At 70.1% G+C, this 14,280-nt stretch carries 11 protein-coding genes and 1 pseudogene; 6 read left to right on the forward strand and 6 right to left on the reverse strand.

Annotated features, from left to right (window positions below):
• Nucleotides 1–38: 38 nt before the first annotated feature.
• Entirely contained in the window at nucleotides 39–614 is a 576-nt protein-coding gene (locus tag ACIRP2_RS00080; protein ID WP_404244906.1) for a GNAT family N-acetyltransferase, read from the reverse strand.
• A 239-nt stretch (nucleotides 615–853) separates the two neighbouring features.
• On the opposite strand from ACIRP2_RS00080, the gene secA reads away from it, so the two are divergent.
• Both secA and ACIRP2_RS00090 read left to right on the forward strand, forming a co-directional pair.
• On the forward strand, nucleotides 854–3,673 hold the full coding sequence (gene secA / locus ACIRP2_RS00085) for a preprotein translocase subunit SecA (RefSeq protein WP_404244908.1): 2,820 nt from the start codon (nucleotides 854–856) through the stop codon (nucleotides 3,671–3,673).
• Between the two features lie 572 nt (nucleotides 3,674–4,245).
• Nucleotides 4,246–4,520: pseudogene (locus ACIRP2_RS00090) on the forward strand (DUF4158 domain-containing protein); the annotation flags it as partial.
• Between the two features lie 319 nt (nucleotides 4,521–4,839).
• Here ACIRP2_RS00090 and ACIRP2_RS00095 read toward each other — a convergent pair.
• Complete coding sequence (locus ACIRP2_RS00095; protein WP_404244910.1) at nucleotides 4,840–5,445, reverse strand: transposase; 606 nt, start codon at nucleotides 5,443–5,445, stop codon at nucleotides 4,840–4,842.
• Nucleotides 5,442–5,990 (reverse strand): winged helix-turn-helix domain-containing protein, encoded by a 549-nt coding sequence (locus tag ACIRP2_RS00100; RefSeq protein WP_404244912.1) that lies wholly within the window; start codon nucleotides 5,988–5,990, stop codon nucleotides 5,442–5,444. The genes ACIRP2_RS00095 and ACIRP2_RS00100 overlap by 4 nt, the downstream gene beginning before the upstream one ends.
• 72 nt (nucleotides 5,991–6,062) lie before the next feature.
• On the opposite strand from ACIRP2_RS00100, the gene ACIRP2_RS00105 reads away from it, so the two are divergent.
• On the forward strand, nucleotides 6,063–6,938 hold the full coding sequence (locus ACIRP2_RS00105; RefSeq protein ID WP_404244914.1) for an IS5 family transposase: 876 nt from the start codon (nucleotides 6,063–6,065) through the stop codon (nucleotides 6,936–6,938).
• Between the two features lie 20 nt (nucleotides 6,939–6,958).
• Here ACIRP2_RS00105 and ACIRP2_RS00110 read toward each other — a convergent pair whose 3' ends face one another.
• Nucleotides 6,959–7,924 (reverse strand): NAD(P)-dependent alcohol dehydrogenase, encoded by a 966-nt coding sequence (locus ACIRP2_RS00110; RefSeq protein WP_404244916.1) that lies wholly within the window; start codon nucleotides 7,922–7,924, stop codon nucleotides 6,959–6,961.
• A 101-nt stretch (nucleotides 7,925–8,025) separates the two neighbouring features.
• Here ACIRP2_RS00110 and ACIRP2_RS00115 point away from each other — a divergent pair, with 101 nt between their 5' ends.
• Nucleotides 8,026–8,706, forward strand: coding sequence for a TetR/AcrR family transcriptional regulator (locus tag ACIRP2_RS00115; RefSeq protein WP_404244918.1), 681 nt, complete (start codon nucleotides 8,026–8,028; stop codon nucleotides 8,704–8,706).
• Nucleotides 8,707–8,793: 87 nt separating this feature from the next.
• Here ACIRP2_RS00115 and ACIRP2_RS00120 read toward each other — a convergent pair whose 3' ends face one another.
• Complete coding sequence (locus tag ACIRP2_RS00120; RefSeq protein ID WP_404244920.1) at nucleotides 8,794–9,777, reverse strand: helix-turn-helix transcriptional regulator; 984 nt, start codon at nucleotides 9,775–9,777, stop codon at nucleotides 8,794–8,796.
• A gap of 112 nt (nucleotides 9,778–9,889) precedes the next feature.
• Between ACIRP2_RS00120 and ACIRP2_RS00125 the strand changes: the two genes are divergently transcribed.
• Together ACIRP2_RS00125 and ACIRP2_RS00130 are read left to right on the forward strand one after the other, a co-directional pair.
• Nucleotides 9,890–10,702, forward strand: coding sequence for an ABC transporter ATP-binding protein (locus ACIRP2_RS00125; protein WP_404244922.1), 813 nt, complete (start codon nucleotides 9,890–9,892; stop codon nucleotides 10,700–10,702).
• Nucleotides 10,702–13,227, forward strand: coding sequence for an FtsX-like permease family protein (locus tag ACIRP2_RS00130; RefSeq protein ID WP_404244924.1), 2,526 nt, complete (start codon nucleotides 10,702–10,704; stop codon nucleotides 13,225–13,227). Before ACIRP2_RS00125 ends, ACIRP2_RS00130 begins: the two co-directional genes overlap by 1 nt.
• Nucleotides 13,228–13,802: 575 nt before the next feature.
• On the opposite strand, the gene ACIRP2_RS00135 is transcribed toward ACIRP2_RS00130, so the two are convergent.
• Nucleotides 13,803–14,231 carry an Rv3235 family protein gene (locus tag ACIRP2_RS00135; protein WP_404244926.1) on the reverse strand — a complete coding sequence of 143 codons (429 nt, stop codon included), beginning with the start codon at nucleotides 14,229–14,231 and terminating at the stop codon, nucleotides 13,803–13,805.
• Nucleotides 14,232–14,280 lie beyond the last annotated feature (49 nt).

A 14,280-nucleotide genomic window follows, 5' to 3' on the forward strand; every position in this document is an offset into this window, starting at 1 on the left:
GAGGCACTGACATCCGGCGTGGAGTTCACCGATCGCGGTCAGCCGGCTGCGGGCAGATAGGCGTCGTTGTCCGGCAGGCCGAGATCGGACGGGAGCAGCGCACCGATCCAGGCGTCGCGCCGTACCCCCTTGTTGAGCAGTCCCGATCGCTGCTCGCCCTCCATCCGGAATCCCGTTCTCAGCGCCACGGCACGCGAGGGGGCGTTGCCGACCTCGGCCCGCCACTCCAGCCGGTCACCGCCGAGCGAGGTGAAGGTCCAGCGGGCGGCGGCCAGGACCGCCTCCGACGTGTAGCCGCGTCCCCGGTGCTCCCTGGCGGTCCAGAAACCCACCTCGTACGTGCCCGGCAGATTGCGGCGGATGATGCCGAGTGCGCCCACCAGCGCCCCGCTGCCGCGCAGGACCACCGCGAAGTCGTACGCGGAGTCGTCGTGCCAGCCGCCGGGGGACTGTTTCTCCGCGAAGAACTCCGCGTCGGCGCGGCTGTACGGGGAGGGTACGACCGTCCAGCGCTGGATGTCCGGGTCCTGACAGGCGGCATGGATCTCGTCCGCGTCGCCACCGGCGAAGGGACGCAGCAGCAGACGCTCGGTGGTGAGGGTGATCGGCTCCATGTACGGATTCTGCTGAGGAGCCGACCGGGAAGCGAACACTTTTCGGACTTCCCGGCACCTTCGGTGCCCCCCGGCCGTTGACTGGGAGGGGACGGTGGAGCCGACGCGGCGGCAGCCCTCCCGGCGCGGCGGGGTCCTCGCTTACGATGGCCGTTGCGGTGGGGCCCACCTGCCGTGCCCGTGCCAGAGTCCATTCCACGACCCAGTGCCAGGCCCGACCGGCAAGGAGACCAGCCTCAGTGTCCGTCTTCAACAAGCTCATGCGTGCAGGCGAAGGCAAGATCCTGCGCAAACTGCACCGCATCGCGGACCAGGTCAGCTCCATCGAAGAGGACTTCGTCAACCTCTCCGACGCCGAGCTGCGGGCGCTCACCGACGAGTACAAGGAACGGTACGCGGACGGCGAGAGCCTGGACGACCTGCTCCCCGAGGCATTCGCGACCGTCCGTGAGGCCGCCAAGCGGGTCCTCGGACAGCGCCACTACGACGTTCAGATGATGGGCGGCGCAGCCCTGCACCTCGGCTATGTGGCCGAGATGAAGACCGGCGAGGGCAAGACCCTGGTCGGTACCCTGCCGGCGTATCTCAACGCGCTCTCCGGCAAGGGCGTGCACCTGATCACGGTCAACGACTACCTCGCCGAGCGCGACTCCGAGCTGATGGGCCGGGTCCACAAGTTCCTCGGCCTGACCGTCGGCTGCATCATCGCCAACATGACACCGGCCCAGCGCCGTGAGCAGTACGCCTGCGACATCACGTACGGCACGAACAACGAGTTCGGCTTCGACTACCTCCGCGACAACATGGCGTGGTCCGCGGACGAGCTCGTCCAGCGCGGCCACAACTTCGCCGTGGTCGACGAGGTCGACTCGATCCTCGTCGACGAGGCCCGTACGCCGCTGATCATCTCCGGCCCGGCCGACCAGGCCACCAAGTGGTACGGCGACTTCGCCAAGCTGGTCACGCGCCTGACCAAGGGCGAGGCGGGCAACCCGCTCAAGGGCATCGAGGAGACCGGCGACTACGAGGTCGACGAGAAGAAGCGGACCGTCGCCATCCATGAGACCGGTGTCTCGAAGGTCGAGGACTGGCTCGGCATCGAGAACCTCTACGAGTCCGTGAACACCCCTCTCGTCGGGTACCTCAACAACGCCATCAAGGCGAAGGAACTCTTCAAGAAGGACAAGGACTACGTCGTCATCGACGGCGAAGTCATGATCGTCGACGAGCACACCGGCCGTATCCTCGCCGGCCGCCGCTACAACGAGGGCATGCACCAGGCGATCGAGGCGAAGGAAGGGGTGGACATCAAGGACGAGAACCAGACGCTCGCCACGATCACCCTGCAGAACTTCTTCCGCCTCTACAGCAAGCTCTCCGGCATGACCGGTACGGCGATGACCGAGGCCGCCGAGTTCCACCAGATCTACAAGCTCGGTGTGGTGCCGATCCCGACGAACCGGCCGATGGTCCGTGCCGACCAGTCGGACCTGATCTACCGCACCGAGGTCGCGAAGTTCGCCGCGGTCGTCGACGACATCGCCGAGAAGCACGAGAAGGGCCAGCCGATCCTGGTCGGCACCACCTCGGTCGAGAAGTCCGAGTACCTCTCGCAGCAGCTCTCCAAGCGCGGTGTCCAGCACGAGGTGCTCAACGCCAAGCAGCACGACCGCGAGGCGACGATCGTGGCCCAGGCCGGGCGCAAGGGCGCGGTCACGGTCGCGACGAACATGGCCGGTCGAGGCACCGACATCAAGCTCGGCGGCAACCCCGACGATCTTGCCGAGGCGGAGCTGCGCCAGCGCGGTCTCGACCCCGTCGAGCACGTCGAGGAGTGGGCGGCCGCGCTGCCCGCGGCGCTGGAGAAGGCCGAGCAGGCCGTGAAGGCGGAGTTCGAAGAGGTCAGGGAGCTCGGCGGGCTCTACGTCCTGGGCACCGAGCGGCACGAGTCGCGGCGTATCGACAACCAGCTGCGCGGTCGTTCCGGCCGTCAGGGCGACCCCGGCGAGTCCCGCTTCTACCTGTCGCTCGGCGACGACCTGATGCGGCTGTTCAAGGCGCAGATGGTCGAGCGCGTCATGTCGATGGCCAATGTGCCGGACGACGTGCCGATCGAGAACAAGATGGTGACGAGGGCGATCGCCTCGGCGCAGTCGCAGGTCGAGCAGCAGAACTTCGAGACGCGTAAGAACGTCCTGAAGTACGACGAGGTGCTCAACCGGCAGCGTGAGGTCATCTACGGCGAGCGTCGCCGGGTTCTCGAGGGTGAGGATCTGCAGGACCAGATCCGCCACTTCATGGACGACACGATCGACGACTACATCCGCCAGGAGACCGCCGAGGGCTTCGCCGAGGAGTGGGACCTCGACCGGCTGTGGGGTGCGTTCAAGCAGCTCTACCCGGTGAAGGTGACCGTCGAGGAGCTGGAGGAGGCGGCCGGCGACCTGGCCGGGATCACCGCCGAGTTCATCGGTGAGTCCATCAAGGACGACATCCATGAGCAGTACGGCGAGCGCGAGAAGCAGCTCGGCTCGGACATCATGCGTGAGCTGGAGCGGCGTGTCGTGCTGTCCGTCCTGGACCGCAAGTGGCGTGAGCACCTCTACGAGATGGACTACCTCCAGGAGGGCATCGGCCTCCGGGCCATGGCGCAGAAGGACCCGCTGGTCGAGTACCAGCGCGAGGGCTTCGACATGTTCAACGCCATGATGGAGGGCATCAAGGAGGAGTCCGTCGGCTACCTGTTCAACCTGGAGGTCCAGGTCGAGCAGCAGGTCGAGGAGGTTCCGGTGCAGGACGAGGCCGAGCAGGCCTCGCTCGCCAAGGAGGACCTCGTACCGGCGGCACGTCCGGAGATCCGGGCCAAGGGGCTCGACGCCCCGCAGCGTCCCGACCGACTGCACTTCTCCGCTCCCACGGTGGACGGGGAGGGTGGGGTCGTCGAGGGCGACTTCTCCAACGGTGACGGCGCGGCCGGGTCCGAGTCGGACGGGTTGACCCGGGCGGAGCGCCGCAAGGCCCAGAAGAACGGTGGCGGTGGGCGGCGCCGCAAGAAGTAGCGGTGGCGGTGACGTCGACGCCGGCGGCGTCGATCGGCTTCTGACCGGGGCCGGGCACCTTGTTCGGGTGCTCGGCCCCGGTCTGTTCTTTCCTGGGCCCCGTTCGGTTTGCCCCGACCCCGGTTCGATTTCCTGTCCCCGCGACACGGGGTGCGGCGGTGGACGGGCTGTGGGTGCGGAGGCGGTGCGGCCGCCGGGCGGAGCCGCGTGTGCGTGGATGTCGGGCGTTCGACGAGTGGCGGACCTCTGGGTGCCGGGAGGGCCGGGGACGGTCTCGGGGAACAGCGGCACGGCGGCACGGCGGTTGAGGCTGAGGCCGACCGGCAAATGGAGGGCGATGTCGCGGGGCCGCGCACGCACATCTGCGGCGTTGTCGTCGGTCGACAACGCTCCGCGTTGCCTCCCTCCTCCGCCTCGCAGCTGCACACACCCGGCCCGCTCCTTGTCCCACCCCCCCATGTGCCGGTCGGTCCAAGCCGGTGATCATGGGCTTCCGGCACAGCCGATCGGCCTGGCGCCGGGGTTCGGTGGAAGATCGTTGGGCGTCTGCGGGCGTCGTTAGCGTCAGGTCCATGCCAGTGGAGTTCTTGACCGACAGGCAGGCGGCTTCGCACGGGAAGTTCGACGAGGAGCCGACCCGGCCGGAGCCGGCGCGGTTCTTCTTCCTCGACGACGAGGACCGCAAGCTGATCGCGAAGCGGCGTAGTGATCACATTCGGCTCGGGTTCGCCCTCCAGATGTGCACCGTGCGCCGCATCGGCCGGTTCCTGCCGGACGACCCGCTGGATGTTCGTGGGCGGTGGTGGAGTACCTCGGTGAGCAGCTCGGCATCGAGGACGTCAGTTGCGGCGTCTTGACGATCACCCGCCCGACATCGGCATCGGTGATCTTCCGCGGCACGCCTGGACGCGGGTCGTCACACAAGCCGTCCGGGCCCCGTTCGAGGAAACGGCGTCGCCAGGTGCGGACCGTGTCCGCAGCCGGCGAGACACTTCCATGATCGAGTGGCCCTCAGCGCACTCCAGCACGATCCGCGACCGCTGGGCGAGCGCCTGGGCCGTCGTCCGCCGCCGCACCCAGCCCTCCAGAACAGCCCGTTGGGCAGCAGTCACCGGCGGAATCTTCGGCCCGGACGACTCATACCTGACCAACGACGAATCTCCGACTCAGGTCACTACTGATCTTTTCGTAAGTTCGGTGGGTGTGGTGGGTGGATGGTCAGGCCGGTGTGGGCGAGGAAGGACCATGGCAGTTGTGGGTTGTGGGTTGTGGTTGATGCGGTGGATGCCTTGCTCGGTGGCGTCGGCGACATCGGCGAGGTGGTCGCCGGCGAGGTTGGCGAGTTCACGTTTCTTGAGTGAGGACCACAGCAGCTCCACCGGGTCGAGCTCGGGAGCGTAGGCGGGTAATCGCTCCAGGGTGAGCCAGTCCTGGTCGGCGACCCAAGCCCGCATCGCGCGGCTCCAACGGGCGGACAGGCCGTCCCAGACCAGGACCACCCGCTCGCCGCGGTAGAACACCTTCATCTGCTCCAGGACGTCGATGAGGGTGGCGGTGTCGTAGCTGCCGGGCTTGAGATGGAAGCACAGGCGGGCCCCGCGACCGGGGTCGGTGGAGTGGTATCCCAGAGCCCCGGCCATCGACGCGCGCTTCCGGTTCAGACGGTGCCGCAGGAGCGGGGTCCGACCTCGGGGTGCGTAGGTGCGGCGGATCTGAGGCAGCAGAGAGACGCCTGATTCGTCGAGGAAGACGATCCAGGCACGTGTGTTCACGGCCCCTTTTTGATGCGCGGCCACTCGTGCGCGATCCAGCGGGCGATCTCCGACTCGTCCCGCTCGACCGCCTGCCGCTCGGGACGCTGCAGACTCCATCCGAGCCGGCCGGTCAGCAACCGCCACACCGACGCCCTCGACAGCACCACTCCCGTCACCCGCTCCACGACGGCACCGACTCGCTCCAGGGTCCACAGGTCGGCCTCGAAACCATGGGCTTGGGCTCCTCTCCCCAACGCGGCCCGGACGGTCTCGACCTGGGCGTCGTCCAGCTTGGGCGGATGACCGGTGGCCGCACGCCGCCGCAGGGCCGAAGCACCACCTTCCTCCCACGCCCGCCGCCGTCGCCGCACGCTCTCCGCACACACCCCTACCGCCTGCGCGATCTCCGCATTCGAGACACCGTCCTCGAACAACTCGACCGCCCGAACACGACGCGCCTCCGCCAACTGAGGCCGCGACAAAGGAGGAAGGGAGGCGCCAGCCGCAGAGGGCGGAGGTCGATAAGCCACCCCGACGGCCTCCCACCCACACCGCCACCACACCCACCGAACTTACGAAAAGATCAGTAGGCCGTGTATCGAAAGTAGGTCTTGGGCTGTGAATGATCACCGTTCATGGGCCGGGGAGATCTCACGGACGAGCAATGGGCGGTGCTGGAGCCGGTGTTGCCGAAGGGTGCCAAGACGGGGCGGCCACCCATCTGGCCTCGGCGGCAGCTGATCGACGGCATACGGTTTCGTGTCCGGACGGGAGTTCCATGGCGGGACGTGCCCGTCGAGTACGGACCATGGAACCGGGTCTACGACCTGTTCCGCCGATGGCAGCGGAACGGCACCTGGCACCGGATACTCACCCAGCTCCAGTCCCTGGCCGACGCGAAAGGCGCGATCACGTGGGACCTGAGCGTCGACTCCACGGTATGCCGTGCCCATCAGCACGGGGCCGGGGCCCGCAAGCAGGGTAGCTCGCAGAAGGAACCACCAGGCGGCATCTTCACCGAGTCTGGTGATCACGGGCTGGGACGCTCACGCGGCGGGTTCACCACCAAACTGCACCTGGCCGTCGAGCAGGGCCAGAAGCCCATGTCGATCGTGGTGACCGCTGGGCAGCGCGGGGACTCGCCGCAGTTCGAACCCGTCTTGGAGAAGATCCGCGTGCCCCGCATCGGGCCGGGTCGGCCACGTGTCCGTCCCCATCGAGTCCGCGCTGACAAGGCATACGCCTCCCGCAGAAACCGCGCCTACCTGCGCCGCCGCGGAATCCGCTGCACCATCCCCGACAAAGCCGACCACGCGCGCAACCGCCTCAAGCGTGGATCGCGTGGCGGCCGGCCGCCGAAGTTCGACAAGGACGACTACAAACAGCGGCACGCGGTCGAGTGCGGGATCAACCGCCTCAAGAGGCACCGCGCCGTCGCCACGCGATACGACAAGCTGGCGGTCCGCTACGAGGCGACCGTCCTCATCGCTGCCATCAACGAGTGGCTGTGATCAGTACCTCCACAGACGTCCTACGCGACCCTGACCACGTACTTGCCCTGGACACCACCCGCCTCCAGTGCCCGGTGTGCCGCTGCTGTCTCCTCCAGAGGGAAGACCGTGTCCACCGCAGGGCTTAGCTTGCCCTCGACCACATGGCGGGCGAGGTCGTCGAAGTCCGCCCGCGTGGGGTTGCCGCTGAAGAAACGCACCCGGCCGTGTCCGTGGACCGTGCTGGCCGCGAGGTGGCCGAGCGACGCAGCGGGCCGTTTCAGGTCGAAGGCGATGGTGACCATGCGCCCGCCGGGATTCAGTAGGCGCCGGAAGGCCCGCAGGTCGGTCCCCGCGGTGTCCAGGACCACGTCGAAGCGGCCCAACTCCGCCGGCCGCACGGTCCGGTGGTCGACGGCCTTGTGCGCGCCGAGCCCGCGGACGAAGTCGAGGTTGGCTGCACGGGCCAGGGCCGTAACCTCGGCGCCGTACGCCCGTCCGAGCTGGACGGCGGCGTTGCCGACACCGCCCGCCGCGCCCCGGACGAGGAGTCGTTCGCCGGGGCGCAGCCCGGCTTTGTCCCGCAGCGCGGTGATGGCCGTGGTGGCCACCGGCAGCGCGGCGGCGTCAACCAGGTCAAGGCCGTCGGGGAGACGGCCGACCCGCTCGGCGGGTACGGTCACGTACTCGGCGGCGCTGCCGAACCCGGAGGTGCGGCCCAAGACCCCCCATACGCGGTCGCCGGCCGCGAACCGGGTGACTCCGGCCCCCAGTGCGGCGACCTCGCCGGTGAAGTCCAAGCCGACGCGCTTGGGGAATTTCCGGCCGCTCAGGAGGCGGAGACGGCCGGCACGTGCTGCCAGTTCGCCGCCGTTGACGCTGAACGCGCGCACCTTCACAAGGACCTCGCCGGGGGCCGGCTCAGGGCGTGGCACGTGGCCCGTGTAGAGCACATCGGGGCCGCCATAGCGGTCGTAGAGCACTGCCTTCATCATGCGGTCGTTCATCGTTCTGCCTTTGCCGCCGGGGGCCGTACAGGGATCTGGCATCGACCGTAAGCTCTTAAGTGGACGCAATCGTCCGGTTGGACCGGAAGCGAGAGACAGTGATGGCGGAATCCTCTCGGATCACAGCCCGGGACGGGGTGCGGGCGGACGCCCGGCGCAACCGAGAGCGCCTCCTCGTCGCCGCCCGTGCGGTCTTTGCGGAGCACGGGATCGACGCCCCGATGGCGACCGTGGCCCGACGGGCCGGGGTCGGCGTGGCGACGCTGTACCGGCATTTCCCGACCCGGGACGCCCTGGTGAGAGGCGCGTTCGCACAGCAGATGGAGACCTGCGCGCGGGCGCTCACCGAGGCTCTGGCCGCCCCTGACCCGTGGCAGGGCTTCCAGCATCTGGTCGAGACGGTCTGCGCTCTGCAACGGGAGGAACGCGGGTTCCCGGCCGCGTTCGTCGCGGCCTTCCCGGAAACCGCGTCGGAACACGCGCGGTCCCGGCAACGTGCCGAGCGGGACTTCACGACTCTGGTACGCAGGGCCCAGGCGTCGGGCGCGCTACGGGCCGATTTTCACCCTTCCGACCTCGCCGTGGTCCTGTTGGCACACTGCGGTCTGGCGACCGCCCTACCGGATGACGGTGCAGCGTCCCAGCGCCTGGTGGCCTATCTGCTCCAGTCGTTCCGCACCGACCCGGCCAACAAACCGCTGCCCCCACCGGCTGCACTGACACTGCGCAGCCTCCCGATTGCAACAGACAGTCCCCAGGGGCAACGACCCTCCCGAGCCTGACAAGAAACGGTACCTGCCGCAGAGCACATCCAGCCCGATAACTCCACTTTCGCAACAGGCCCTAGGCCCTGTTCGGCAGTTCCCTTCTCAGATCCAGCCCCGCTCCTTGGCGAGAAGCCCCGCCTGGAAGCGGTTGGCCGCGCCGAGCCGCAGCATGATGTCGGCCACGTAGCGGCGGAACGTCCTCAGGGAGACGCCCAGTTCGCGGGCTGCCGCCTCGTCCTTGTCCGCGTGGGTCAGCGCGTCCAGGACACGGTGCTCCAGAGCGGACAGGACCGGCGCCCGTACCGCGAGGTCGTCCTCGGCGGGAAGCTCGTGGCCGGTGTCCCAGACCTGCTCGAACCAGGCCACGGTGTTGGCCACCACGCCCGGCTGGCGGACGACGAGCGTCGACTCGTAGTGGTCGTCCGGGTCGACGGGGACCATCGCGACGCCGCGGTCCCAGATCGCCAGCCGCCGGATCGCCTGCTCGGTGCGGCGCACCTCCCCGCCCAGCGTCTCCAGTTCCCGCAGATAGGCCAGGGTCGCGGGGTCGGCGAGCGCCTTCGGCGTGGCGACCGTACGCCAGCGGATGCCGCGGCGGAGCATCCTCAGGTCCGAGGCGCGGGCCTCGTCGATGCTGTGGGGGTGCCAGGGCGACGGGAGCAGCGACATGTGCTCGCGGAAGGTGAAGAAGGCCAGGTCGGTGAGGCGTTCGCGGATCGCCTCGGGTCCGTCAACCCGTTCGATGTCGTCGCTCGGGGAGCGGGCCGTGCCCTGCTTGTGGTCGTCGATGAGCGTGGCGATCACGGCCCGGGTGGCGAGCACCTCGTCGGTGACGGACTTGAGTTCCCCCAGGCGCTGTTCCACCAGCCACTCCACGGCGACCGCCGGATCGGAGACCAGCACCGTGTGCCGCTCGGAGAGCCGGATCAGGCTCCGTTCCTGTAACGCGTCCAGCCCCTCGTCGACGGTGTCCCGGTCCCAGCCGAGGGCGCCTCCGGCGGACTCGGCCCCGCGCTCGGGATGGCGCAGGAAATAGCGGTAGAGCCGCAGGTGTTCGTCGGACACCCCGACCGATGTCAGGCTCATGTTCTGTTTCCCCCCGGAGCCGGTCCCCCTGGCCTGCCCGTTGGCAGCATGGTGACAGTGGCCGCCCTTTCTGACCGTAGCGCAGTGATCAGCGGCACAACAGGCTGAACACATGCCCTGGATCTTCTCTTCGGCGGGTCGCACGACGGCGCCCGCATCCTCAGCCCTTTCGGACGGCTCCCGCTCCGGGGAGCCCGCCCCCGCGGTCCGGCTCGACGCCGTGAGCAAGGTGTACGGGCGCGGCGAGAGCGCGGTGCACGCGCTGCGCGGCCTCGATCTCGCCATCCCCCGGGGGAGTTTCACCGCCGTGATGGGGCCCTCCGGCTCCGGCAAGTCGACCTTCCTGCACTGCGCCGCCGGCCTCGACCGGCCCAGCGGCGGCACCGTCTCCCTCGGCGGCCAGGAGCTGACGGCCCTCGACGAGACCGCGCTGACCCGGATGCGCCGGGACCGCGTCGGCTTCGTCTTCCAGGCCTACAACCTGATGCCGTCGCTGACGGCCGAACAGAACATCACCCTCCCGCTGCGCCTCGCCGGGCGCCGGGCCGACCCGGACTGGTTGGCACGGATCACCGACCAGGTGGGGCTCACCGGACGCGGCGGGCGCAGGCCCGCCGAACTCTCCGGCGGCCAGCAGCAGCGGGTGGCCCTCGCCCGCGCGCTGGTCACCCGGCCCGAGGTCGTCTTCGGCGACGAGCCGACCGGCGCGCTGGACACCATGACCGCCAAGGAGGTGCTCGGGCTGCTGCGCCGGACCGTGGACGACCTCGGCCAGACCGTCGTGATGGTCACGCACGACCCGATGGCCGCGTCGTACGCGGACGCGGTGCTGTTCCTCGCGGACGGGCGGATCGTCGACCGGATGGCCGCGCCGACCGCGGAGCGGGTCGCCGACCGCATGAGCCGCCTCGGAGCGTGGGCGTGATGCTGACTCTCGCGCTGAGTACGCTGCGGGCCCGCAAGGGCGCCTTCGCCGGCGCATTCGTGGCCCTGCTGTTCGCCGCCGCCCTCGTCACCGCGTGCGGGACCCTGCTGGACACGGGGCTGCGCGGGACGATCCCCACGGAGCGGTACGCGGGAACTCCCGTGCTGGTCACGGCCGATCAGGAACTGCACTGGACGAAGGTCAAGAAGGGCAAGACCAAGGAGAAGTCCAAGCCGTTGACCGAGCGGGCCTGGGCGAAGGCGGACCCCGCCCTGCTCAAGAGGCTCGCGGCCGTGCCGGGTGTGCGCGCGGTCGTCCCCGAACTCACCTTTCCCGCCCATGTCGTGACGGACAAGGGTCCGCTCGTCGAGGGGGCGTCGTGGGGCCACGCCTGGGAGTCGGCGCGGCTCACGCCGTTCGCGTTGCGCGACGGCCGGGCGCCGACCGGGGCGGACGAGATCGTGGCCGACGCCGGCAGTGGCCTGCGCACCGGTGCGAAGGTGACCGTGCAGTCGACCGGCGCACCCGCCGTGTACGAGGTCGTCGGCATCGCCGCACCGGCCGGCCGTGACGCCCTGGCCCGCCAGTCGACGCTGTTCTTCAGCACGGAGCAGGCGCGGCGCCTGGCTGGACACCCGGGGCAGGTCTCCGCGCTCGGCCTGCTCACGGTCCCCGGCGCCACGGTGAGCGACGTACGTGCCCGGGCTCTCGAGGCCGTGTCCGGCACGTCCTCGCTGGAGGTGCGGTCGGGGGACGACCGCGGGTCCGTCGAGTTCATCGACGCCGGCAAGGCGCGGGTCAGCCTGATCAGTCTGGGCGGTGCGATGGGCGGTACGTCGCTGCTCGTCGCCCTGCTGGTGGTGGCAGGGACCTTCGCACTGTCGATCCAGCAGCGGGCCCGGGAACTGGCCCTGCTGCGTGCGGTCGGCGCGACGCCGCGCCAGCTGCGGCGCATGGTGGGGCGCGAGGCACTGGTCGTGGGGCTGCTGGCCGGGCCGCCCGGGGCGGTCGCGGGGCTGTTCCTGGCCCGCTGGATGCACGGGCGGTTCGTGGCCGTGGGGGCGCTGCCGGACACCCTGGAGCTCACCGTGAGCGCGTTCCCGCCCGTCGCCGCGATCCTCGCGACGCTGCTCGCCGCGTGGGGTGCGGCGCGGGTGTCCGCCCGCGGGCCGGCCCGGATGCGCCCTACGGAGGGGCTCGCCGCGGCGGCGCTCGGCTCGGAGCGGCCGCACGCCGGCCGGGTCGTCGCGGGTGTCCTGGCCGCCGTAGGGTACGTCGTCCTGGTCGTGGTCCTGTCCGGGCTGAAGACCGACGCGGCGGCCACCCCGGTGACGTTCCTGTCGGTGATCGTCGCGGCCGCGGCGATCGCGCTGCTCGGCCCGTCGCTCGCCCGGTCCGCGACCTGGGTGACGGGCGGGATCGCACAGCGGATCTCCCCGGCCTCCGGATTCCTCGCCGCACGGAACACCCGTGCCGGCGCCCGGCGTGTCGCGGCCGTGGTCACCCCGTTGAGCCTGGCCGTGGCGATGGCCTCGACGATCCTGTTCACGCAGACGACGTCGAGTCACTCGGCGGGCGAGCAGGCCGCGTCCGGCACGCGCGCCCCCTACGTCCTCACCGCCTCGGAGCCCGGTGTCCCGGCCGTGGCCGCACAGACCGTGCGCGAGCGGGTGCCGGGGACGACGGTGACGGAGGTCGTCCGCACCACAGTGCGGATCGGGCAGGACAAGTTCCCCGCCCAGGGTATGAGCTCACCGGGTCTGGCCCGGACCCTCGACCCGGAGGTCACCGCGGGCACGCTCGCCACAATGGGCGACGGAACGGTGGCGCTCAGCGACTTGGCGGCCCGTACCCGGCACGCGCAGGTCGGCGACCACATCACCCTCACACTCGGCGACGGAGTCAAGAAGGACCTCGAGGTGTCCGCCGTCTACGAACGCGGGCTGGGCTTCGGCGATCTGCTGCTCCCGCACCGGTTGGTGGCGGCGCATGTCGACCAGCCGCTCTCCTCGTCGGTCCTGGTGGCCGGGGCGCCGAGCCGGTCGGCGCTCACCACCGCGCTGCGCCCCTTCCCCACGGTCCACGTCCTGGACCGCACCGCCGTGGCAGCGGCGCGCCGCACCCAGGAAGGTGCGCAGGCCCAGGTCAACTACATCGCGATGGGACTCGTGATCGCCTTCACCGCGATCGCCGTGGTCAACACCCTCGTGATGTCGACGTCCGCCCGGCGCCGCGAGCTCGCTCTCCTGCGCATGATCGGCACGACCGGCCGCCAACTGCGCGCGATGCTCCGCTGGGAGACGCTCACGGTCACCCTGCTCGCGATCGCTCTGGGAGCGGCGGTGGCCTGCGCGACCCTGATCGCGTACAGCCTGGCCATGACCGGCGCCGCGACACCGTACGCACCACTCGTGCCGTGTCTTGCCGTCATCGCGACAGCCGTGCTCCTGGCCTCCGTCTCGACGGCCCTGCCGGCCCGTGCCGCGCAACGAAGCGGGGCGGGGACGCCGACCGAGGTGGAGTGAGCGCGCGATCACCATCGAGCAGGGCATCGACACCTCCACCATGGAGGGCCGCGCGATGTTCGGGATGCTGTCCGTGCCCGCCGGGCTCCAGCGCGAACTCATCGTGGCCAACGCCAACGCCAACGACGGGCTCGCCTCCGCACGGGCCCGCGGCCGGGTCGGTGGGCGTCGGTCCAAGCTCACCGACGAGCGGGAGAAGACCGTCCAGCAGATCGCCGACATGTTCGGCGTGCCCAGGTCGGCGGGGTACGGACACCTCGACCGTCCCCCGCCGGCCCAAAAAGACCCTGGCCCGACGTCCAGGCGCCACAGCGTGGCGATCCGGTTCTCGGCCAGGGCCTTGGTGCGGTCCGGCGGTGCCGGTCGCCGCTCGATGCCGATCGTCGGGTCGCCGACGATCCAGCCCTGGCATGGACCTGACGCCAACGACGCCCGCAGACGCTCAAGGATCTTCCATCGAACCCCGACGCCAGGCCGATCGGCTGTGCTGGACGCCCATGATCACCGGCTTGGCGTGGACCGCTGTACCGCTGTACCGCTGTTCCCCGAGGCCGGGAAGGTGCATGGTGGGGTGTCTACCGGGCTGCGGCCACCCGCAGGTGTTCGTCGCCCAGCTCCACCGCGGCGCAGCGCCAGCGGAGGTCCGGGCCCTGTTCCAGGCGGAAGGCCATCGCCCTCACCTGTTCGCCCGCGGCGATGCTCGCGCAGGCCTCCACCACACCCGGGGCCGGCTGGGCGCCGTGGCACATGCGGATCACGGGGCGGGCGCCGCGGGCCCTCAGCGGGGTGCGGGGAGCCAGTTCGGCCAGCTGGTCGTAGGCCGCCCCGATGGTGTGTCCGAGCATCCAGTGCACCGGGCGCTGGCCGCTGAGAACGGCCAGGAGGCGTTCGGCGAACCAGTGGTGGGGGCGGAGGCGTTGGGGAGTCCTGGTGCGCTGCGGTGGTACGGCTTCGGGCCTGCGCCGGTCGTGTCGTCCGGTGGGCCGGGTCCTGTTCGTGCTCATCGCTCATCGCCCCCGTGCTTCAGAGGCCCGGTCGAATACCGGGCGGTAA

This window comes from Streptomyces sp. NPDC101194, assembly GCF_044767885.1.
Classification (GTDB): Bacteria; Actinomycetota; Actinomycetes; order Streptomycetales; family Streptomycetaceae; genus Streptomyces.

Excerpts from the sequence above, each read along its gene's own strand:
- ACIRP2_RS00080 (WP_404244906.1), bottom strand. The coding sequence starts at position 614 with ATGGAGCCGATCACCCTCACCACCGAGCGTCTGCTGCTGCGTCCCTTC.
- ACIRP2_RS00105 (WP_404244914.1), top strand. The coding sequence starts at position 6,063 with ATGGGCCGGGGAGATCTCACGGACGAGCAATGGGCGGTGCTGGAGCCG.
- ACIRP2_RS00110 (WP_404244916.1), bottom strand. The coding sequence starts at position 7,924 with ATGAACGACCGCATGATGAAGGCAGTGCTCTACGACCGCTATGGCGGC.
- ACIRP2_RS00115 (WP_404244918.1), top strand. The coding sequence starts at position 8,026 with ATGGCGGAATCCTCTCGGATCACAGCCCGGGACGGGGTGCGGGCGGAC.
- ACIRP2_RS00120 (WP_404244920.1), bottom strand. The coding sequence starts at position 9,777 with ATGAGCCTGACATCGGTCGGGGTGTCCGACGAACACCTGCGGCTCTAC.
- ACIRP2_RS00125 (WP_404244922.1), top strand. The coding sequence starts at position 9,890 with ATGCCCTGGATCTTCTCTTCGGCGGGTCGCACGACGGCGCCCGCATCC.
- ACIRP2_RS00130 (WP_404244924.1), top strand. The coding sequence starts at position 10,702 with ATGCTGACTCTCGCGCTGAGTACGCTGCGGGCCCGCAAGGGCGCCTTC.
- ACIRP2_RS00135 (WP_404244926.1), bottom strand. The coding sequence starts at position 14,231 with ATGAGCACGAACAGGACCCGGCCCACCGGACGACACGACCGGCGCAGG.